Consider the following 20,275-nt stretch of genomic DNA (forward strand, 5'->3'; position numbering starts at 1 on the left):
GTTCCGGGGGGAGGGCCACCCATGAACGACGAGGGCACCGCCGTCGACACCCGTCCGACGAAGATCATGTACGTCGCCGAGGCCACCGCGCACGGCGGCCGGGACGGCCATGTCACCAGCCAGGACGGCCAGATCGAGCTGAAGGTCGCGATGCCGCCCGCACTCGGCGGCGACGGCAACGGCACCAACCCCGAGCAGCTCTTCGCCGCCGGCTACAGCTCCTGCTTCCACAACGCGCTGATCCTCGTCGGCAACCGTGAGGGCTACGACCTCTCCGGTTCCACGGTCGCCGCGAAGGTCGGCATCGGCCCCAACAAACACCGCGGCTACGGCCTGGCGGTCGCGCTCAGCGTGTCCCTGCCGGTGCTGGACGCGGACATCGCGGAGAAGCTGGTGGACGCCGCGCACGACGTGTGCCCGTACTCCAACGCCACCCGCGGGAACATCGACGTCACCATCCTGCTTGGGTAGAAGGGCACCCGCACGAGGCAGGACGAGGAGACGGACGTGGACGTGAACGGCGCAGTGGCCGAGGGCTTCGAGCCGGTCAGGGACGCGTTCGTCCGGAACTTCGAGACGCTGGGCGAGCGGGGCGCGGCGGTCGCGGTGTACCGGGACGGCCGCAAGGTGGTCGACCTGTGGGCCGGCACGAAGGACGTCGACGGGTCCGAGCCCTGGCAGCGGGGCACCGCCCAGATCGTGCGCTCGGCCACGAAGGGCGTCGCCGCCGCCGTACTCCTCGCGCTGCGGCAGCGCGGGGAGCTGGACCTGGACGCGCCGGTGGCCGATTACTGGCCGGAGTTCAAGGCCCGCGGCAAGGAGCGGGTGCTGGTCAGACACGTACTGAACCACCGCGCCGGGCTGCCGGTGCTGGACCGCCCGCTCACGCCGCAGGAGTCGCTGGACCCACTGCGGGGCCCGGAGGCGGTGGTCGCGCAGGCACCCGTGTGGGAGCCCGGCACCGAGCACGGCTACCACGCGCTGACCTACGGCTGGATGCTCGACGGGATCGTGCGGCGGGTGACCGGGAAGGGCACCGGCGAGTGGATCGCGGACGAGATCGCCGGTCCGCTGGGTGCCGACCTGTGGCTGGGGCTGCCGGCCGCGGAGGAGGCGGCCGGGCGGGCGGGCCGGGTCGGGCGCGTCGAGGCGCCGGAGCCCGCGTCGGGGGCGGTGCTGAAGGCCCGCCCGAAGCGTTCGGTCACCGAGGCCTACACGGACCCCGACTCCCTCACCAACCGGGCCTTCGCCGCGATCACCCCGTTTCCCGACCAGAACGACGCCGCCTACCGGGCGTCGGCCCTGCCCGCCACCAACGGCATCGCGACCGCCGACGGTCTGGCCCGCGTCTACGCGGCGCTGATCGGCGAGGTCGACGGCGTACGGCTCTTCGACCCGGCGACGGTGGAGCTGGCGAGGGCCGAGGAGTCGTCCGGCCCGGACCGCATCCTGGTCGTGAACACCCGCTTCGGCCTCGGCTACATGCTGCACGGCACCGCGTCGCCGCTGCTCGGCCCGGGTTCCTTCGGCCACCCCGGACGCGGCGGCGCCCTCGGCTTCGCCGACCCGGAGACGGGAATCGCGTTCGGCTATGTGACGAACGGCTTCCGCAAGACGGTGACGGCGGACCCGAGGACGCAGAGCCTGATAAGGGCGCTACGGGCAACCCCCTGAGGGGCGCGGGGCTGTATCAAATGTGCGGCTCCGCCGCGCGGGCGCGACAAGCCCCAACGGCACCGCACCCGCCACACGCCCCCCGTGGCACCCCAGTAGGCGTCAAACGTGAATGGGATGCGACGTACGCCCAGAAGCCGCGTCGATCTCCCCGTGCGCCTTCGTGAGCATCTGCATCGCGAGCTCGTTCAGCGCCCGGGCACCGGCGATCTCCTCCCCCACCCGCGGCTGATTGGCGTCCGTGTGGTGGCGTGCGGCATGCCCATGGGCCCGTACCTCGGTGCCGTCGGGCAGCCGCACCATCGCGACCGCCCTCGTGTGCTCGTCGTCCTCCATGAACTCCATCTCGACGTGCCATCCCACTGCGGTGTGCATCATGACGATCACCTCCGGAAGTACTGCTTCCAGGGTGCGCCTCACGAGGGCCGCAGACTAGTCGGCTTCGACAAATCCCCCAGGAGCTGTCAACTCGGGATCAGGTGAGACTCGGCACAGTCGCTTCGGCAGGCGGTCGCGGGCTGCTTCCATGGAGATGTCGCGCACCGGCCCTGGCCCCGCCGCCACCGCCACGTCCCCTGTTAACCGCTCCGGGCCACATGAAGGACATGCGCTGCTGCTTCTCCGCTCATCTCCCCGCTCTCGCAGCACTGTCGGCCTTCCCCGGCCCCTGCGAGGTGCTGCGCTCCGGTGCGCGCCTCGCCCCCGCCCTGCTGCGCTCGGCCTCCGCGGCCGTGCGCCGGGTGCGCTCGTGGCACCCCGACGATCTGTCCGCCGTCAACCTGGAACTGGTCACCCTGACCGAGGACCGTGCCGTCATCACCTGGTACACCGGCATCCCCGGCACCGATGACGGTCTCGGCCACCCCCTGCCCGCGGTCACCGAGGGCGAGGTCGTCTACGGCACCCACCCCGCGCGGCTGAACCGCACCGCGTCCGAGGGCCGCGCGACCGCCCACCACCAGGTCGAACTCACCGACCTGGAGCCCGGGCAGACGTACTACTACCAGGCCCGCTCCAGGGGCGCGGCCGCCACGCCCACCCCGCTGCACCTGGTGCGCGGCAACGCCGTCGGCACCTCGACGTTCGGACTCGCCTCCGGCGGCGGGCCGTACTCCTTCACCACCCCGCAGCCCCCGCCCGGCCGGCACCTGCTGTCGATCGCGCTCTGCAACGACCTGCACCTCGGCGAGACCACCGCCGGCCTGGTCGGCGGTCTGCCCCTGCTGCGCGGCGTGGTCCAGCAGCCGGGCCGCGCACCCTACCCGGAGCTGATGAGCCGCGCCCTGGTCGCCGAGGCCCGGCGGCGCGGGGCGGACCTGCTGCTGGCCGGGGGCGACATCTCGGCCGGCGGATCGGCCCACGACCTCGGCGAGGCCCGCCGGATCCTGGACGGTTTCGGCGCGCACGGCGAGGACTACTTCGTCGTCCGCGGCAACCACGACCGGTCCAAGGACGATGCGTTCCGCATGACCTTCCCGGGCGGCGGCGACGGGCCCGGGTACTTCGCCCGGGACCTCGGCGGACTGCGGATCATCGGCCTCGACACCTACGCCAAGTCCGGCAACGGCGCCGACTCGGGCGGCCTCGGGGCCGAGCAACTGGACTGGTTCCAGGCGCGGTTGAGGGAGCAGCCGGACCAGCCGACCCTCGTCTTCGGCCACCATCCGCTGACCGTGCGGGACTCCCTCTTCCCGGTGAGCCGCGGCCAGTGCCTGGAGCGCCGCCAGGCCCGCGCCCTGGTCGACGCCTATGCCTCCGCGCCCGGCGTCTTCCTCCACCACGCCGGCCACACCCACCGCAACAAGCGCACCGTGCTGACGCGGGCCCCGCACGTCACCCATCAGGAGGTCGCCGCCGCCAAGGAGTATCCGGGCGGCTTCACCCTGGTGCGCATCCACTCCGGCGGCTACGCCCTCAACCACTTCAAGGCCGGTGACGTGGCGGCCCGGCAGTGGAGCGAGCGCAGCCGGCGGGTGGCCGCGGGCCTGTGGCCGCACCACGCGCTGGGCCGCTCGGTCACCGACCGCAACAGCATGCGGCCGCACGACCTGTCCGGAGTCGCGGTCCGTGAATAGCGCGTGACCTTCCGTGTTCGTAGCATCGAGACATGGCGACCCTGTGGGACCTCATGCGGGACTGCATCCCCGGCGACCACGCCCGGCAGGTCACCTCGCGCTACTACGTGGACGAGGTGATGGCCGCCCCCGGCGCGCCCGGGCTGGTCGTGGACCTGGGGTGCGGCCGCGGCACCTCGGCCGCGCTGTTCCGCAAGCACGACCCCGAGGTGCGGTGGATCGGCGTCGACATCGGTGACTCGCCGGAGGCCGGGCAGCACACTCCCGGCGGCGACCCGGTGGTGCACTACGACGGCGTCCATCTGCCCCTCGCCTGCGGCTCGCTGCCGCTGATCTACTCCCACCAGGTCTTCGAGCACGTCGCCCGGCCGCGTGAGCTGCTCGCCGAGATCGCCCGGGTGCTGCGGCCGGGCGGCCGGTTCATCGGATCGACGTCCCAGTTCGAGCCGTACCACTCCTTCAGCCTGTGGAACTACACGCCGTACGGCTTCCGCATGCTGGTGGAGGAGGCGGGGCTGGTGCTGGAGGAGATCCGGCCCTCGCTGGACGGGGTGGCGCTGATCATGCGCAGCTATCTCGGCAGGCCGCCCGAGTACAGCCGGTACTGGGACACCCAGTCGCCGCTGAACGACGAGATCGACCAGTGGGGGAGGAGTGGGCGCCGGAAGACGGCGCTGGTGAATCTGCGCAAGCTGACGTACTGCGGCCAGTTCGCGTTCAGGGTGGGCAAGCCGGCGCTTCCCTGACCGCTACTGGAACAGCGCCTCCAGCCCGCCGACGAGCGGCAGCGGGACGATCGCCAGGACCAGTGCCGTCACCGCGAGGCCCGGCCGGATGTCCCGCTTGCCGATGAAGCCCGCCACCGCGGCGACGGGCGGCAGGACGCAGAGCACCAGGAAGCTCCAGTGCCAGCCCTCTTCCTGTGTGATGAAGAGCAGGAGGGCCAGGTACACGGGGACGGACCCGGCGGACATCATGCGGGCGCGGGAGAGGAACAGCTCCATCTCAGGCGACCACTCGGTTGTCGTAGCCGGCGGAGCTCGCCTCGGGGAAGCCGTCGGCCGCCGAGAAGCCGCTGATCGCCGTGGACAGCACCGCCCCGAGTCCGGTGATGGCCATCATGGTCGCGTCGAACGCCTTCACCAGAGCGGCGTACCTCTCGATGATCATGACGGCCTGGGCCGCGGCCAGCGCGAACATCGCGACGGACGCCGCCTGCCCGCCGATCGGGATGGCGTTGACCGCGGTGGCCGCGGCCATGTTGGCCATCCAGATGATCGCCATGTCGGCGAGGAAGACGATCCCGGCCTTGAGGACCTCCGCGAGCTGGAACACCATCTGTGCCGCCTGGTCGTAGCAGGTCTTCAAAGAGTCGAAGCTCTCCTTGAAGTCGGCGAGTTTCTTGCCGAACTCGTCGAAGTAGACCTTCGCGGCGTCGTAGGCGTTGCCCTCCCAGGTCACGCCGACGTTTCCGGTGCCCTTCTTCAGGTTCGCGGCCACCGAGTCGCAGAACGAGCCGAGGTTTCCCCAGACTTCGGCGCAGTCCTTGTACTTGCTCCAGTCACCGAGGACCCAGTTGTTGATCTCGCCGAAGATGTCGACGCCGAAGAGGAGCTTCACCGCCTCCACGGCCACGGTCGACGGGCTGCCGAGGTCCAGGACGGTGCCCAGGGTCTTCTGCACCGGGTTCATCATGTATTCGTCGGCGTGCCCCTGGGCGTAGTTGACCAGGGGGTTGTCGCTGTCGCCCGCGGGCGGCTTCAGGGCGGCCGACGCGTCCTGCGCGTCGGCGAAGTCACTGCCGTTGCCGCCGCCGGACGGTGCGCCCCCGCCGCCCTTGGAGCCCGGGTAGGTGGCGTCCATCTTCGCGGCCTGCTCGGTGTCCGTTTCGCGGTAGTACTTAGCGGACTTGGACAGTTCCTTCTCCGAGGCCGTGAGGACGCTCTGGGCCTTGCCCAGGGCCTTCTTGGCGGCCTCCACATAGCTGTCGTGATCGCCCGCGACGAGGTCCCAGAGCTGCCCTCCGACCATCGTGTCGATCTTCGCGTTGTTGCTCGTGTACTCGACGGCCTTCGTGGCGCCGTCGGCGCCGCGTCCCACGAGCGTGGAGAACCCCTGGACGGCGTCCGGCTCTACTCGAAAACCCACGGTCTGCTCCTGCCCCCGTCAGTACAGTGACCAGCCCCGGCCCTCATGCCGGGACTTGTGGCCGGCGCCCTTCTCGGGCGCCGCGCGTCGTTCCTCGTCGATCTGCTCCTGCTCCGCCGCGATCGCACGCCGCCCCTCCGCGGCCAGTTCCTCGCGCTCGGCCTCCGAGAGCGCGGCCCATTTCTCCGCCATGGGGGCCGCCTGCTCGATCAGTTGGTCGGAGTACGCGGACACGTTCGCCGCGTCCCGCAGGCCGACGCGCCCGGAGAGCACCTCCTGCGCCATCTCCTTCAGGGCGTCACCGCCATGCCCCGCGGCAAGCGTCTCCAGGGACTTGCGCAGCAGCCTCGCCTGCGCCGGGTCACCCTGGGACATCTCCAGGAGTTCGGAGTCGTCGAACTGCTTTCCCGAGTCCGGACTCTCGGCCACATGTCCTCCTTTGGGCAGATCCGCAGATCCCAGATGCCGTGCGGCTCGAATCTAGGGTGCCCGGCGCAACACCGTCGACGCGGTGCAATCACAGAACTGTCACAGGCCCCGCGCGTGACGGAGCGGCAACCCCCTAGCCCGCGTGCAGCATCATCCCGATCCCGGCCACCAGCAGCACCGCCGCCGCGATGCGCGACGCGCCGAACCGCTCCTTGAAGAACACGGCCCCGATGGCCGCCCCCACAAGAATCGACGACTCCCGCAGCGCGGCGATCGGTGCCAGCTCCGCCTTCGTCTGGGCCCACAGGACCAGTGCGTAGGCGATGACGGACAAGGCCGCGCCCAGCAGGCCCAGCCGCGCGAAGGGACGCAACGTCGCGATCGTCTGCCCGCGTCGGCGCCACACCGCGTACGCCGGGATCGCCAGGCCCTCGACCGCCATCAGCCAGGCGATGTAGCCGAGGGAGGAGCCGGAGGCGCGGACGCCCAGGCCGTCCAGGACGGTGTACGCGGCGATGCTCAGCCCGGTCGCCAGTGCCGCCCCGATCGCCGCCCAGTCGGGCCTTCGTCCGCGCAGCCCCCACAGGGCCACACCGGTGAGGCCCGCGCAGGACAGGGCGATCCCGGCGGCACCCCAGCCGTTGGGCACCTCGTGCGCGAACACGGCCGCGAAGACGGCGACGACGAGCGGCGCAGTGCCGCGTGCGATGGGGTAGGCCTGCCCGAAGTCGCCCAGCCGGAACGACTTCATGAGCAGCGCGAAGTAGACGATGTGGACGCAGGCGGAGGCCAGCAGGTACGGCCACGCCCGAGCCGCCGGGAACGTCCCGAACGGCATCAGCGCCACCCCGATCAGCACCCCGCCGCCGGCGATGAGCGCGAACCCCGCCAGCTTGTCGGTGATCTTGTGGGCGATGGCGTTCCAGCCGGCGTGTGTGACGGCGGCCAGCAGGACGGCGGAGGTGACCAGCGGGGTCACGGATTCTGCTCGCGCACGTCCACCAGGGTGGCGCCGGCGTGCGCGACGAGGTCCTCGGGCGCCATGGGGAACACGGCGTGCGGGTTGCCCGCGGCGGCCCACACGACGTCGTGCTCCAGCAGCGAACGGTCGGCCAGCACCCGCGTCCGTGTCACATGCCCGAAGGGCGGTACTCCCCCGATGGCATAGCCCGTCGTCTCCCGTACGACGTCCACCTTGGCCCGCGTCACCTTCTCGGCCCCGAGCTCCTGCCGCACCCGCTCCAGGTCGACCCGGGAGGCGCCGTCCATGAGGACCAGCACCGGCACCCCGTCGGCCGCGAAGATCAGCGACTTGCAGATCTCGCTGAGCTCGCACCCGATCGCGGCGGCGGCCTCGGCGGCCGTACGGGTCGCGTCCGGGAAGCGGCGGATCCGCCCGAGCAGCTCACCGAGCCCCAGCTCGTCCAGCGCGGCGGCGAAACGGGGGTGGGCGGCGGAGCGAGCGCTGTCGGTCGTCGTCATGCAGGGCACGCTAGCGGTGTGTGTACGGGACACGCGACCGAGTTCAGCGCCCGGACCGGCGGGGCCGGTGAGGGCTCCCCGTCCCCACGGGGCCCTCACCGGCCGGTCCTCCTCGGTCGGGACGCTCAGACGCGTGCCAGCGCCCGGTCCTCGTCGGGGTCGGCGTCCTTCCCGGACGTCCCGGACCCGCCGTCCGTGCGCAGGCCCTCGCCCTCCACGTCCACGTTCGGCAGGGCACGGTCCAGCCACTTCGGCAGCCACCAGGCCCGCTTCCCGAGCAGGGCCAGGACGGCCGGCACGATGGCCATCCGCACCACGAAGGCGTCGAAGAACACCGCGATCGCCAGGCCGAAGCCGATCATCTTGACCATGGACTCGGACGAGCCGATGAAGCCCGCGAAGACCGCCATCATGATCACGGCCGCGGCCGTGACGACCCTCGCGCCGTACTTGAACCCGGTCACCACCGCCTGGCTCGGCTTCTCGCCATGGACGTACGCCTCGCGCATCCGCGTCACGAGGAACACCTCGTAGTCCATCGCCAGGCCGAAGACCACGCCGACCATGAAGATCGGCATCATGGACATCACCGGGCCGGTCTCCTCCACGCCCATGAGGCCCGCGAACCAGCCCCACTGGAAGACCGCGACCACCGCGCCGAGCGCCGCCATCACGCTCAGCAGGAACCCGAGCGCCGCCTTCAGCGGGACCAGGATCGAGCGGAAGACCACGATCAGCAGGAGGAAGGCGAGGCCGACCACCAGCGCCAGGTACGGCAGCAGTGCGTCGTTGAGCTTCTGCGAGACGTCGATGTTCATCGCCGTCGAGCCGGTGACCAGCACCTCCGCGTCCGTGTCGGCCTTCACCTCGACGCCCTTGTCACGGATGGAGTGCACCAGGTCCTCGGTCGTCACCGACGACGGCTTCGACTTCGGGATGACCGTGATCGTCGCGGTGTCGCCCGCCTTGTTGGGGGCGGCCGGCGTCACCGTCACGACGTTCTTCAGGCCCTTGATGTCGTCGCCGACCTGCTGGAAGACCGCGTCCGGGTCGCTCTGGCCCTTGGCGTCGACCACGACCATCAGCGGGCCGTTGAAGCCCGGTCCGAAACCGTTGGACAGCAGGTCGTAGGCGCGGCGCTGGGTGGTGGACGTCGGCTGGGTGCCGTCGTCGCCGAGGCCCAGTTCGAGGGAGCTCGCCGGGATCGCCGCCGCACCGAGGCCGACGACGCCCAGCAGCAGCACGGCGATCGGACGGCGTACGACGAAGCTGGCCCAGCGGGTGCCCATGTTCGGCTTGGTCCTGCCCGCGGCCGCCTTCTTCTCGGCGCGGTTGCCGCCCATCCAGCGGCTCCTGCCGCCCGCCGGGCGCACCTTCTTGCCCGCGTAGCCGAGCAGGGCCGGGATCATGGTCAGGGCGATCAGTACCGCGATCACGACCGTGCCCGCCGCCGCGATGCCCATCTTGGTCAGCATCGGGATGTTGACGACCGACAGTCCGACCAGCGCGATCACGACCGTCAGGCCGGCGAACACCACCGCCGAGCCCGCCGTACCGACCGCACGGCCCGCCGCTTCCTCGCGCTCGCGGCCCTCGGCCAGTTCGGCCCGATAGCGGGAGACGATGAACAGGGCGTAGTCGATGCCGACCGCGAGGCCGATCATCATCGCCAGCGTGGAGGTGGTGGAGCCCAGCTCCAGGGCGCTCGCCAGGGCGGTGATCGTCGAGATGCCGATGCCCACGCCGATCAGGGCGGTGAGCAAGGGGAGCCCTGCCGCGATCAGCGAGCCGAAGGTGATGACGAGGACGACCGCGGCGACCGCGATGCCGATGACCTCCGTGGCGCCGGTCTCCGGCGTGGTCTGGAGCGCGTCACCGCCGATCTCCACGGTCAGCCCGGCATCACGGGCGTCCTGCGCGGCGTCCTCCAGAGCCTCCCGGGAGGCGTCCTTCAGCTCCATGCCGGAGACCTCGTACTTCACCGAGGCGTACGCGATCGTGCCGTCCTTGCTGACGGCCTTCGCGGTGTACGGGTCGGCGACGGAGGCCACCTCGGAGCCGTCGGACAGCTCCTTGACGGTGTCCTGGACGGTCGCCTTGTTGCCGGGGTCGGTCATCTTCTGGCCGTGCGGCGCCTCGAAGACGACACGGGCGGTGGCGCCGTCGGCGCTCATGCCGGGAAAGCGCTGGTCCAGCAGGTCGAAGGCCTTCTGGGCCTCGGTGCCGGGGATCGAGAAGGACGTGGTGCCCGCTGCGGGCGCACTGGCCGCGCCCACACCCGCGAGGGTGAGCAGCGCGACCCATATCAGGGCGACGAAGTGCCGTCGCCTGAAGGCGAGCCGGCCGACTTTGTAGAGGAACGTGGCCACGAGAGTGACTCCCGGTCAGGTCGTGGGATTGGTTCTGGGCAGGGGTGATCAGCCCGACGACGTGAGCGGTTACGTCAGGTGGAGGGCTAGCTGAAGGGGACTCGTCAGTTGACGGGAACGCCGAGGGCGGGGAGGACCACGGCGTCGATGTACGAGGTGAGGAACTGCTGGGTCGGCGGCTGGTCGTCGATCAGCGTGCGGGTGGCGAACGCGCCGACGAGCATGTGCACGACGTACTCCAGCGCGGGCCGGTCGGCGCGGATCTCACCGCGGTCGACGGCCCGCTGCACCACCCGGTGGAACTCCTCCATCTCGGGCTCGATGAGGAGCTCCTTGAACGCCTGGAGAAGGTCCGGGTTGCCGTGCACCGCCATGAACAGACCCCGCATCAGCGCGGCGTTCTGCTGCATGGAGCAGTCGTCCTCACGGGAGGTGAGGGCGTGCAGGTCGCCCCGCAGGGATCCGGTGTCGACGTCGGAGATGCTGCCCGGCTTGTTGTGCCGGATCGCCTTCGCCACCAGCTCCGGCTTGCCGCCCCACTGGCGGTAGAGCGTCGCCTTGCTGGACCGGGTGCGGGCCGCCACGGCGTCCATGGTGAGGGCGTCGTAGCCGACCTCCCGGAGCAGGTCGAGCACGGCCTCGTACAGCTCGGCCTCGCGCTCGGGGGTGATCCGGCTGCGACGTGCAGTTGCGACCTCGGCCACCGAACTCACCTTCCCACTCCGAACGACACGGTTTCGTACACCAACGACGATAGCGCACCCGCAAGCGAAACGAAACGGTTTCGTTCGTGTTCTGGCTCACGCCAGGTCCGGACGGTATGAGATGTCACGAGTTGCTCCGATCCGTCCGCGGGAAAAACATGGGGAGGTGAGCTATCTGCGCCTGCCTCATCTCCATGACGACCTGCTGTGCTTCGTGGCCGAGGACGACCTGTGGCTGACTCCGCTCGACGGCCCGGGCCGCGCCTGGCGGCTCACCGTGGACCGCACCAAGATCGGCCACCCCCGCTTCGCCCCCGACGGCCGCCACATCGCGTACACGAGCTGGCGCAGCCTGGTCCCCGAGATCCATCTGGTCCCGGTGGACGGCGGCCCGGGCCGGCAGCTGACCCACTGGGGCTCGGCGGACACCCGGGTGTGCGGCTGGACCCCCGACGGGGTGATCCTCGCCGTCGCCTCCCACGGCGAGCCCTTCTCCCACTACACCTTCGCCTACAAGGTCCGCCCCGACGGCGACCCCGGCCGCAAGCTGCCCTGGGGCCCCTGCGCCGACATCCAGGTCGCCGACCTCGACGACGAGCGCCGGACCCTGCTGCTGACCGGCACCCCGCCGCACGAACCGGCCTCCTGGAAGCGCTACCGGGGCGGCGCCACCGGCCGGCTGTGGCTGCACTGCGAACGCCTGCTCCCGGACATCGACGGCCATCTGGCCTCCCCCATGTTCGTCGGCGGCCGGATCGCCTTCCTCTCCGACCACGAGGGCGTCGGCAACCTCTACTCCTGCGCCCACGACGGCTCCGACCTGCGCCGGCACACCGACCACGACGCCTTCTACGCCCGGCACGCCGCCAGTGACGGCACCCGGGTGGTGTACCAGTGCGCGGGCGACCTCTGGATCGTGGACGACCTGACCGCCGGGTCCGAACCCCGCCGGCTCGACGTACGGCTGAGCGGGCCGCGCGCCGGCCGCCGCACGTACCAGGTGCCGGCCTCCCAGCACGTCGACGGCGTCTCCGTCGACGAGACGGGCCGCGCGAGCGCCGTCGTCGTACGCGGCAGCCTGTACTGGCTGACCCACCGGGACGGCCCGGCCCGCACGATCACCGACACCGCCGGGGTACGGGTCCGGCTCCCCGAAATGCTCGGCTCGGTCGGCCAGGTCGCCTATGTGACGGACGCGGAGGGCGAGGACGCGATCGAGATCGCCTATCTGCCCCGCGCCACCGGCGACCGCGATCCGCGCCGGCTGGCCTCGGGCGACGTGGGCCGGGTCCTGGAGATGGCCGCCGACCCCAAGGGCGAGCGCCTCGCCATCGCCGCGCACGACGGACGGCTGCTCCTCCTCGACGCCACGGAGGACTCCAACGGCGAGGTCACCGAGCTGATCCGGTCGGTCAACGGCCCCGTGCGGGACCTGGCCTTCTCCCCGGACGGGACCTGGCTGACCTGGTCGCACCCCGGCATCGGCCGCTCCCTGCGCCAGATCAAGCTGGCCCGCATAAAGGACCGCCTGATCGTGGACCTCACCGGCGGCCGCTTCGAGGACGAGAACCCGGTGTTCACCCGCGACGGCCGCTACCTCGCCTTCCTGTCCTGGCGCGGCTTCGACCCGGTGTACGACGTCCACACCGGCGACCTGTCCTTCCCGCTCGGCTGCCGCCCCTACCTGGTGCCGCTGTCCTCCGCGACCCCCTCTCCCTTCGCCCTGAACCCCGAGGGCCGCCCGGCCGCAGGGGGCCTGGACCCGGTGGAGGACGACGAGGGCGACGGCGGCGGCGCGACGATCGTCGAGGTCGAGGGCCTGGAGAGCCGGGTCACGCCCTTCCCGGTCGCCGCCTCCAAGTACTCGGCGCTGTACCCGGTCTCGGGCGGCGGCCTCGTCTGGCTGCGCTGGCCGATCTCGGGCGCGCTGGGCGAGACCTTCGCCAACCCGGACGACACGACCGGGCGGCCCACCCTGGAGCACTTCAGCATCAGCAAGGCCAAGAAGTCCGAACTCGTCGACCACCTCGACTGGTTCACGGTCAGCGGCGACGGCAGCCGGCTGGTCGTGATGGACGAGGGCGACCTGCGCGCGGTCCCCGCCACCGAGTCCGGCGACAGCGACTCCACGGTGTGGATCGACGCCCGCCGCATCCTGCACGAGGTGGATCCGGCCGCCGAGTGGCGGCAGTCGTACGAGGAGGCGGGCCGGCTGATCCGGGCGTACTTCTGGGAGCCGGGCATGTGCGGCATCGACTGGGACGCGGTCCTCGACCAGTACCGCCCCCTGGTCGAACGCGTCGCCTCCCCCGACGACTTCGCGGACCTGCTGCGCGAGGTGCTGGGCGAGCTCGGCACCTCGCACGCCTATGTCACGGCCGCCCGCCGCAACGAGGGCCCACCGCACTACCAGCGCTGGCAGGGCCTGCTCGGCGCCAACTTCGTACGCCGCGACGAGGGCTGGACGGTCAAGCGCATCCTGCCCGGCGAGTCGTCCGACTCCAAGGCCCGCTCCCCGCTGGCGGGCACGGGGATCCGGGAGGGCGCCGTCCTCACCCACGTCGACGGCCGCCCCGTGGACCCGGTCACCGGCCCCTACCCGCTCCTGGCCGGCGCCGGCGGCACCACGGTGGAGCTGACGTTCACCCCGGCCGAGGGCGTGGCGGGCCGGGCCCGTCGCGTGGCCGTGGTCCCGCTGATCGACGAACGCCCCCTGCGCTACCAGGACTGGGTCGCCAAACGCCGGGAAGTGGTACGGGAGTTGAGCGGCGGCCGCTGCGGCTATCTGCACATCCCGGACATGGGCGGCTCGGGCTGGGCCCAGTTCAACCGGGACCTGCGGATGGAGATGTCCCGCCCCGCGCTGATCGTCGACGTACGCGGCAACGCGGGCGGCCACATCAGCGAACTCGTCGTCGAGAAGCTGACCCGCACGATCCTCGGCTGGGACCTCACCCGCGACGCCCAGCCGGTGTCGTACGCCTCGAACGCCCCCCGCGGCCCCGTGGTCGCCCTGGCCGACGAGGCGACCTCCTCCGACGGCGACATGATCACGGCGGCCTTCAAGCTCCTCAGGCTCGGCCCCGTCGTCGGGCAGCGCACCTGGGGCGGAGTGGTCGGCATGACCGGCCGCCACCGCCTCGGCGACGGCACGGTGATCACGGTCCCGATGAACGCGGCGTGGTTCGACGCGTACGGCTGGTCCATCGAGAACAAGGGCGTCACCCCGGACCTGGAGGTCCTGCGCACCCCCCTGGACTGGGCGGAGGGCCGCCACGCCCAACTGACGGACGCGGTCGAACTGGCCCTGAAACTCCTGGAGTCCAACCCGGCGGCAACACCCCCGGACTACTCACACGTACCGGACCGGTCACGCCCGAAACTCCCGCCTCGCACAACCCCTGAGGCGCAACCCCCTGAAGGGCGCGGCCATCCGCTCACCTCTTGAGGCGCAGCGGCACCAACTCCCCAGGGGCGCGGGGAACTAAGCGAAGAACCCCCACCGGCCCGCACCCGACAACGCACCCCTCACACGCAACGCAAAACGCGGGGCACCCACCCAACAGGGGGCACCCCGCGTCGCGTTCAGCGGACTACGACCGACTACCGGTCGTAGTCCTGGTCGAACCGCTCCTCGTCCTCACGCATCCGCTCGGGGTCGCGGTCACGGTCGCGGTCGCGCTCCGGCCGCTGCGGACGACCCCGCTCGGGCTGCCCCTGCGGACGCCCCCGCTCCGGCTGGCCCTGCGGACGGCCGCGCTCCTGCTGACCGTGCTGGCGCGCACGCTCCTGGAGCTGCTCGGACTTCTCCTTGAACTGGTCCTTCATGCCCATGTGGGTTCACTCCCGTAGTGGGTGGGGGTTGGCCCCTCGGTGGGGCCTCGACCAGATTCACACGGGCGATAACCCTGCGCATGTCGATCAGTTACGGCGCGTAATACGCTCCTGCTCATCGGCGGCGCCGCCCGCTCCGACCAGCCCCGTGCGCATGCCGTCCAGCCGGTCCGCGAACCGCCGCATCTCCCGCTGCCCCACCGTCCCGATGAGCGCGGGCAGATACCCGCGAACACCCTGCATCCCGCGCAGCCACCACTGCCCGTACACATGGCTGGACCGCCGCTCGATCCCGGCCACGATCCGGTCGACCGCCGGCCCCAGCGGATACGTCTTGTTGGACGGCCACGGCAGCCGCTGCCTCAACTCCCGCATGACGTCGTCCTGATCGGCCCCGCGCACCATGTCCGTGTCGGTCCAGGACAGATAACCGACCCCGACCCGCACGCCCTTGTGGCCGACCTCGGCCCGCAGGCTGTGCGCGTACGCCTCCACGCCCGACTTGGACGCGCAGTACGCGGTCATCATCGGCGCCGGGGTGATCGCCGCGAGCGAGGCGATCTGGAGCAGATAGCCCCGGCTCTCCATCAGCACCGGCAGGAACGCGCGGGCCGTCACCGCCGACCCGATGAGGTTGACCTCGATGACCCGCCGCCAGGCCTCCGGGTCGGAGTCGACGAACGGACCGCCGGTCGCGACACCGGCGTTGGCGACGACGATGTCGACCTTCCCGAACCGCTCCTTGACCTCCTGCGCCACCCGCGCCATGGCCTCGTGGTCGGTCACGTCGGCGTGCCAGTGGTCGCTGTCGCCGTGCAGCCGCTCGGAGACCTGCTTGAGGGCGTCCGGCTCCAGCCCGACCAGCGCCACCGCGGCACCGCGTGCGGAGAGCTTGCGCGCGAGCAGCTCCCCGACGCCGCGCGCCGCGCCCGTGACGACGGCGACCTGTCCTTCGAGGCTCACCTTGCTCATGCGCCCTCCTTCACCTGCGTGTTCTTCGTGGCCTTGGGTGCTGATGTGACGAGTTCCCGTATCTTCGCGGTCACCAGCTCCGGCGCCTCGACCGGCGTCATGTGCCCGAGGCCGGGCAGTTCGGTGACGTCGATGAGCTGCGGCAGCGCGGCGGCGAGAGAGCGCGTGTGCACCGGCGGGGTCATCCGGTCGGCGCTGCCGACGAGCACTGCGGTCGGCACTGTCAACTGGCGTACGCCGTGGTCGAGATCGAGCAGGTCGAGCACCTGCGACCAGGCGTGACGCACCTTGCGCGGGCAGGCGTGCACGATCCGGGCGCACGCCTCGACCATGTGCGGGGCCGAACCGGGGCCCATCGTCGCGTACTTGAGGATCGCGCGGGCGACCGGTGTGACCGGCCCGAGCGGTGCCCGGGAGCCGAGGACGCGCGCGGTCAGCCAGGTGCGCAGCCGGCCCGCGCGGATGGGTATGACGGTCGACTCGGCCACCAGCCGCGACGCGCCGGTGCTGCACAGCAGGACAGCGGCGGCGTGTTCGCGGAGGCCGGGGCGCTCGGCGGCGGCCATCACCGTCATGCCGCCCATGGAGTGCCCGGCGATCACGGCCTTCTCGCCCGGTGCGAGCGTCGCCTTCAGGACGGCTTCGAGGTCGTCGGCGAGGGCGTCGGCGGTGCAGGCGAGGCTCGCCGGGCTGCGTCCGTGGCCGCGCTGGTCGTAGGCGATGACGCGGTGGTCGACGGCGAGTTCGCGTATCTGCGCCGCCCAGAACTTGGTCGAGCAGGCCCAGCCGTGCGCGAGGACCACGGCGGGCGCGTCGAGGTCGTCGACGGGACCGTGCAGTTCGACGTGGATCCTGGCGCCGTCGGCGGACACGGCCGTCAGCTCACGGGCGGGAGCGGGCGGGGCGTACGGCCCGGAGGCGACGTTCAGCAGGCGGCTCACGCGGCCACCTCCGCGCTCTCCTCGGCGTCGGCGGACGCCCGTACGACGGCGTACTCGGCGAGGTCCACGCGCCGGGTGGCCCGCCGGAACTCGCTCGTGGTGCCCGGCCAGACGGTCGTGTTGCGCCCGTTGGCGTCCAGGTACCAGCTGGTGCAGCCGCCCGTGTTCCACACCGTCCGCTTCATGCGCTCCTGCACCCGCCGGTTCCAGGTGTGCACGGCGCTGGGGCGCGCGTCGAGGGCGACCCGGCCGCCGAGCAGGCCGAGCTGCCGTACGAAGTCGGCCATGTAGTTCAGCTGGGACTCGATCATCAGGATCATGGAGGAGTTCCCGAGGCCGGTGTTGGGCCCGATGACGGTCATCCAGTTCGGGAACCCGGCGGCCGAGGCGCCGCGCAGCGCCTCCATCCCGTCCTTCCATGTCTCGGCGAGGGTCTTGCCCTCCGCACCCACCACGCGGTCGGCGATCGGCATGTCGGTGACATGGAACCCGGTGCCGAAGACGATCGCGTCCACCTCGGCCTCGGTGCCGTCGGCGGCGACGACGGTCGAGCCCTTGATCTCACTGAGCCCGCTCGCCACCACATCCACATTCGGCCTGGCGATCGCCGGGTAGTACTCGCTGCTCAGCAGGATCCGCTTGCAGCCGATGCGGTAGTCGGGGGTGAGCTTGGCGCGCAGCGCCGGGTCCTTGATCGCGCGGGCCATGTTCCGCTTGGCGAGCTGCTCGATGAAGCCCAGCTCGTTCGGGTGCTTGGTGAACGCCTGGACCTGCAGCTCCCGGATGCCCCACAGCAGCCCGCGGCGCAGCCGGCTGGTGAAGGGCAGGGCCCGGTGCAGGGAGCGTTCGGCGCCGCTGATGGCCCGGTCCATGCGGGGCATGACCCAGGGCGGGGTGCGCTGGAAGAGCGTGAGCCGCTCGACCTCGGGCTGGATGGACGGCACGATCTGGATGGCGGAGGCGCCGGTTCCGACCATGGCGACGCGTTTGCCGCGCAGGTCGTAGTCGTGGTCCCAGCGGGCGGAGTGGAAGACCTTGCCGGGGAAGGAGTCCAGGCCCGGGATGTCGGGCATCTTGGGGTCGGACAGCGGCCCGGTGGCGGAGACCACGAAGTCGGCCGACAGGTCCCCCGCGCTGGTCTCGATGTCCCAGCACAGCCGCTCGCCGTTCCAGGCCATACGCTTCACCTCGGAGTCGAAGCGGATGTGCGGCCGCAGCCCGAAGGTGTCGGTGACGTGCTCCAGGTAGGCACGGATGTGCTCCTGCCCGGAGAAGGTGCGCGGCCAGTCGGGGTTGGGCGCGAAGGAGAACGAGTACAGATGGGACGGTACGTCGCAGGCGCACCCCGGATAGCTGTTGTCCCGCCAGGTGCCGCCGACGCTGCCGGCCCGCTCCAGGACGACGAAGTCGGTCACGCCCTCGCGCCTCAGCCTTACGGCGGCCCCCAGCCCGCCGAACCCGGACCCGACCACCGCGACCCGCACATGTTCGCGTTCGGCCATGCCTGTGCCTCCACACTTCAGCCTCAACCGGAACCATGCCAGTGAACACTGGCGTGATGGGAGACTAGAGGAGGACCGTACCGACCGGTAGGGGTCGGGACGAGGAAAGTTACCGCCGGTACGAATTAAGGTTCCCGAGTGACCGAGAAGCGTGAATACCGCATGGAGGAGCTCGCCCGACTGGCCGGCATCACGGTGCGCACCCTGCGCTTCTACCGAGAACGCAAGCTGATCCCGCCACCGCGCCGCGAGGGCCGTATCGCCTGGTACGACGAGCACCACCTGGCCCGGCTGCGCACCATCGCGGCCCTGCTGGAGCGCGGCCACACCCTCACCGGCATCGCGGAACTGGCGGAGGCCCTCGACCACGGCCGCGACGTCGCCGACGTCCTCGGCGTCACCCCGACCGAGGAGGAACCGGTCCGCCTCACCCCCGAGGAACTCGCCGCCCGCTTCGAGGGCCAGGTCACCCCGGAGAACCTGGCCGCCGCCCTGGACCTCGGCTACCTGGGCACCGACGGCGACGAGATCGTCCACATCAGCCGCCGCCTGCTGGACGTCTCCTCCGCCCTGGTCCGCGAGGGCATCCCGCTCGCCGAGGTCCTGGCGGCCGGCAAACACGTCCGCCAGCACGTCGACGACCTGGCCGAGATGTTCGCCGACCTGGTCCTGCGCCACGCCCACGAGGACGACCTCCAACGCCTGCGCCCCTTGGCACGGAGCGTGGTGGAGGCGGAACTGTCACTGGCCCTGGACCGCCGGCTCCGCAAACAGAGCGAAGGCGGCTAACGGTCGTAGACCACCGTCACCGGCGCATGGTCCGACCACCGCTCGGCATGCGTCGCCGCCCGCTCGACGTATCCCTTGAGCGCCTTGGCGGCCAGCCCCGGCGTCGCGACCTGGTAGTCGATGCGCCAACCTGTGTCGTTGTCGAAAGCCCGCCCCCGGTACGACCACCACGTGTACGGCCCCTCCACATCCGGATGCAGCGCCCGCACCACATCGACGTACCCGCCGTCCGCCGCGTCCAAGACCTGCGTCAGCCACTGGCGCTCCTCCGGCAGAAAGCCGGAGTTCTTGGTGTTGCCGCGCCAGTTCTTCAGGTCGGCCTGCTGGTGGGCGATGTTCCAGTCGCCGCAGACGAGGACCTCGCGGCCGTCAGCGGCGGCACGTTCGCGCAGGTCCTTCAGATGGGCCAGGAACTCGCCCATGAAGCGGACCTTCTCGTCCTGCCGTTCGGTGCCGACCTCGCCGGAGGGCAGATAGAGCGAGGCGATCGTCACACCCGGCAGGTCGGCCTCGACGTAGCGCCCGCCGCCGTCGAACTCGCTGGAGCCGAAGCCGACCTGGATACGGTCCGGCTCACGGCGGGTGTAGAGGGAGACGCCGGCGCGACCCTTGGCGGCGGCGGGCGCGTGCACGACGTGCCAGCCGTCCGGCGTGCGGACGTGCTCGGGCAGCTGCTCCGGCTCCGCGCGCACCTCCTGAAGGCACAGGACGTCGGCGTCGGTACCGGCGAGCCACTCCACGAAGCCCTTCTTCGTGGCGGCCCGCAGCCCGTTCACATTCACAGAGGTCACGGTAAGCACCACGGCACCCTACCGGCACACTGGACGGTGTCCGATATTGGAACCTCTTGATCTTGAATTGATATACGGTATCCAGCATGCATATACGCCCGGTCTCTTTCGACCACCCCGACGCCGTCAAGCTCAGCGACCAGGTCCAGGCCGAGTACGCGGTCCGCTACGGCGACGACGGCGACGCAACGCCGCTCGCGACGACCGACTTCGACCCGCCGAACGGCCTGTACCTGATCGCGTACGACGAGCAGGGCACCCCGGTGGCGTCCGGCGGCTGGCGGGCCCAGGACGACAACGGCGAGGGCAACCAGGACGGGGACGCCGAGCTCAAGCGCATGTACGTCGTCGACGCGATGCGCGGGAGGGGCCTCGCGAGACGCATCCTCGCGGCACTGGAGGAGGACGCCCGCGCGGCGGGCCGTATCCGCATGGTCCTGGAGACCGGCGCCAAGCAGCCGGAGGCGGTGGCCCTGTACCGCTCCAGCGGCTACGAGCCGTGCGGGAAGTTCGGCTACTACCGCTTCCACGACCTGAGCCTGTGCTACGCCAAGGCGCTGTGAGC

Annotated in this window: 20 protein-coding genes; 7 read left to right on the forward strand and 13 right to left on the reverse strand. The window is 71.1% G+C overall.

The features are described from left to right. The first annotated feature begins 21 nt into the window (after positions 1-21). Positions 22-471: an organic hydroperoxide resistance protein gene (locus tag ACFPQ9_RS28270; RefSeq protein ID WP_380859187.1), complete on the forward strand. Its 450-nt coding sequence runs from the start codon at positions 22-24 to the stop codon at positions 469-471. A gap of 36 nt (positions 472-507) precedes the next feature. After that, positions 508-1,674 (forward strand): serine hydrolase domain-containing protein, encoded by a 1,167-nt coding sequence (locus ACFPQ9_RS28275; protein WP_380859190.1) that lies wholly within the window; start codon positions 508-510, stop codon positions 1,672-1,674. Positions 1,675-1,776: 102 nt separating this feature from the next. Here the strand turns inward: ACFPQ9_RS28275 and ACFPQ9_RS28280 are convergent, their stop codons facing one another. Next, positions 1,777-2,052, reverse strand: coding sequence for a DUF1876 domain-containing protein (locus ACFPQ9_RS28280; RefSeq protein WP_380859193.1), 276 nt, complete (start codon positions 2,050-2,052; stop codon positions 1,777-1,779). 227 nt (positions 2,053-2,279) lie between these two features. Between ACFPQ9_RS28280 and ACFPQ9_RS28285 the strand changes: the two genes are divergently transcribed. Together ACFPQ9_RS28285 and ACFPQ9_RS28290 are read left to right on the forward strand one after the other, a co-directional pair. After that, entirely contained in the window at positions 2,280-3,749 is a 1,470-nt protein-coding gene (locus ACFPQ9_RS28285) for a purple acid phosphatase family protein (protein WP_380859486.1), read from the forward strand. Positions 3,750-3,781: 32 nt separating this feature from the next. Next, positions 3,782-4,495 (forward strand): class I SAM-dependent methyltransferase, encoded by a 714-nt coding sequence (locus tag ACFPQ9_RS28290; protein WP_380859196.1) that lies wholly within the window; start codon positions 3,782-3,784, stop codon positions 4,493-4,495. Positions 4,496-4,498: 3 nt separating this feature from the next. On the opposite strand, the gene ACFPQ9_RS28295 is transcribed toward ACFPQ9_RS28290, so the two are convergent. The 7 genes from ACFPQ9_RS28295 to ACFPQ9_RS28325 form a co-directional block, all read right to left on the reverse strand. After that, positions 4,499-4,753 carry a hypothetical protein gene (locus tag ACFPQ9_RS28295; protein WP_380859199.1) on the reverse strand — a complete coding sequence of 85 codons (255 nt, stop codon included), beginning with the start codon at positions 4,751-4,753 and terminating at the stop codon, positions 4,499-4,501. Position 4,754: 1 nt separating this feature from the next. Next, entirely contained in the window at positions 4,755-5,897 is a 1,143-nt protein-coding gene (locus tag ACFPQ9_RS28300; protein ID WP_380859202.1) for a hypothetical protein, read from the reverse strand. Between the two features lie 18 nt (positions 5,898-5,915). Next, positions 5,916-6,326 (reverse strand): hypothetical protein, encoded by a 411-nt coding sequence (locus ACFPQ9_RS28305; RefSeq protein WP_380859205.1) that lies wholly within the window; start codon positions 6,324-6,326, stop codon positions 5,916-5,918. Between the two features lie 133 nt (positions 6,327-6,459). Then, complete coding sequence (locus ACFPQ9_RS28310) at positions 6,460-7,305, reverse strand: EamA family transporter (protein ID WP_380859208.1); 846 nt, start codon at positions 7,303-7,305, stop codon at positions 6,460-6,462. Next, a complete protein-coding gene (locus ACFPQ9_RS28315; RefSeq protein WP_380859211.1) occupies positions 7,302-7,808 on the reverse strand; it encodes a YbaK/EbsC family protein in 507 nt (168 codons plus the stop codon). The genes ACFPQ9_RS28310 and ACFPQ9_RS28315 overlap by 4 nt, the downstream gene beginning before the upstream one ends. A 125-nt stretch (positions 7,809-7,933) precedes the next feature. After that, a complete protein-coding gene (locus tag ACFPQ9_RS28320; protein ID WP_380859214.1) occupies positions 7,934-10,177 on the reverse strand; it encodes an MMPL family transporter in 2,244 nt (747 codons plus the stop codon). 104 nt (positions 10,178-10,281) lie between these two features. Continuing rightward, positions 10,282-10,881, reverse strand: coding sequence for a TetR/AcrR family transcriptional regulator (locus ACFPQ9_RS28325; RefSeq protein ID WP_380859217.1), 600 nt, complete (start codon positions 10,879-10,881; stop codon positions 10,282-10,284). A gap of 166 nt (positions 10,882-11,047) precedes the next feature. Here ACFPQ9_RS28325 and ACFPQ9_RS28330 point away from each other — a divergent pair, with 166 nt between their 5' ends. Further along, complete coding sequence (locus tag ACFPQ9_RS28330; protein ID WP_380859220.1) at positions 11,048-14,329, forward strand: S41 family peptidase; 3,282 nt, start codon at positions 11,048-11,050, stop codon at positions 14,327-14,329. A gap of 155 nt (positions 14,330-14,484) precedes the next feature. Here the strand turns inward: ACFPQ9_RS28330 and ACFPQ9_RS28335 are convergent, their stop codons facing one another. The 4 genes from ACFPQ9_RS28335 to ACFPQ9_RS28350 all read right to left on the reverse strand — a co-directional run bounded on the left by ACFPQ9_RS28335 (position 14,485) and on the right by ACFPQ9_RS28350 (position 18,130). Then, entirely contained in the window at positions 14,485-14,715 is a 231-nt protein-coding gene (locus tag ACFPQ9_RS28335) for a hypothetical protein (RefSeq protein WP_380859223.1), read from the reverse strand. An 87-nt stretch (positions 14,716-14,802) separates the two neighbouring features. Then, a complete protein-coding gene (locus ACFPQ9_RS28340; RefSeq protein WP_380859226.1) occupies positions 14,803-15,687 on the reverse strand; it encodes an SDR family oxidoreductase in 885 nt (294 codons plus the stop codon). After that, positions 15,684-16,628, reverse strand: a complete 945-nt coding sequence (locus ACFPQ9_RS28345; RefSeq protein ID WP_380859229.1) for an alpha/beta fold hydrolase — start codon at positions 16,626-16,628, stop codon at positions 15,684-15,686. The genes ACFPQ9_RS28340 and ACFPQ9_RS28345 overlap by 4 nt, the downstream gene beginning before the upstream one ends. Further along, positions 16,625-18,130 carry a flavin-containing monooxygenase gene (locus ACFPQ9_RS28350; protein ID WP_380859231.1) on the reverse strand — a complete coding sequence of 502 codons (1,506 nt, stop codon included), beginning with the start codon at positions 18,128-18,130 and terminating at the stop codon, positions 16,625-16,627. Before ACFPQ9_RS28350 ends, ACFPQ9_RS28345 begins: the two co-directional genes overlap by 4 nt. A gap of 162 nt (positions 18,131-18,292) precedes the next feature. Here ACFPQ9_RS28350 and ACFPQ9_RS28355 point away from each other — a divergent pair, with 162 nt between their 5' ends. Next, positions 18,293-18,919, forward strand: a complete 627-nt coding sequence (locus tag ACFPQ9_RS28355; RefSeq protein ID WP_380859489.1) for a MerR family transcriptional regulator — start codon at positions 18,293-18,295, stop codon at positions 18,917-18,919. Here the strand turns inward: ACFPQ9_RS28355 and ACFPQ9_RS28360 are convergent. Beyond that, positions 18,916-19,719 (reverse strand): exodeoxyribonuclease III, encoded by an 804-nt coding sequence (locus tag ACFPQ9_RS28360; protein ID WP_380859233.1) that lies wholly within the window; start codon positions 19,717-19,719, stop codon positions 18,916-18,918. The genes ACFPQ9_RS28355 and ACFPQ9_RS28360 overlap by 4 nt on opposite strands. Before the next feature lie 77 nt (positions 19,720-19,796). On the opposite strand from ACFPQ9_RS28360, the gene ACFPQ9_RS28365 reads away from it, so the two are divergent. After that, a complete protein-coding gene (locus ACFPQ9_RS28365; protein WP_380859235.1) occupies positions 19,797-20,273 on the forward strand; it encodes a GNAT family N-acetyltransferase in 477 nt (158 codons plus the stop codon). Positions 20,274-20,275 lie beyond the last annotated feature (2 nt).

The sequence above is a fragment of the Streptomyces coerulescens genome (assembly GCF_042657965.1).
Taxonomy (GTDB): Bacteria; Actinomycetota; Actinomycetes; order Streptomycetales; family Streptomycetaceae; genus Streptomyces; species Streptomyces coerulescens.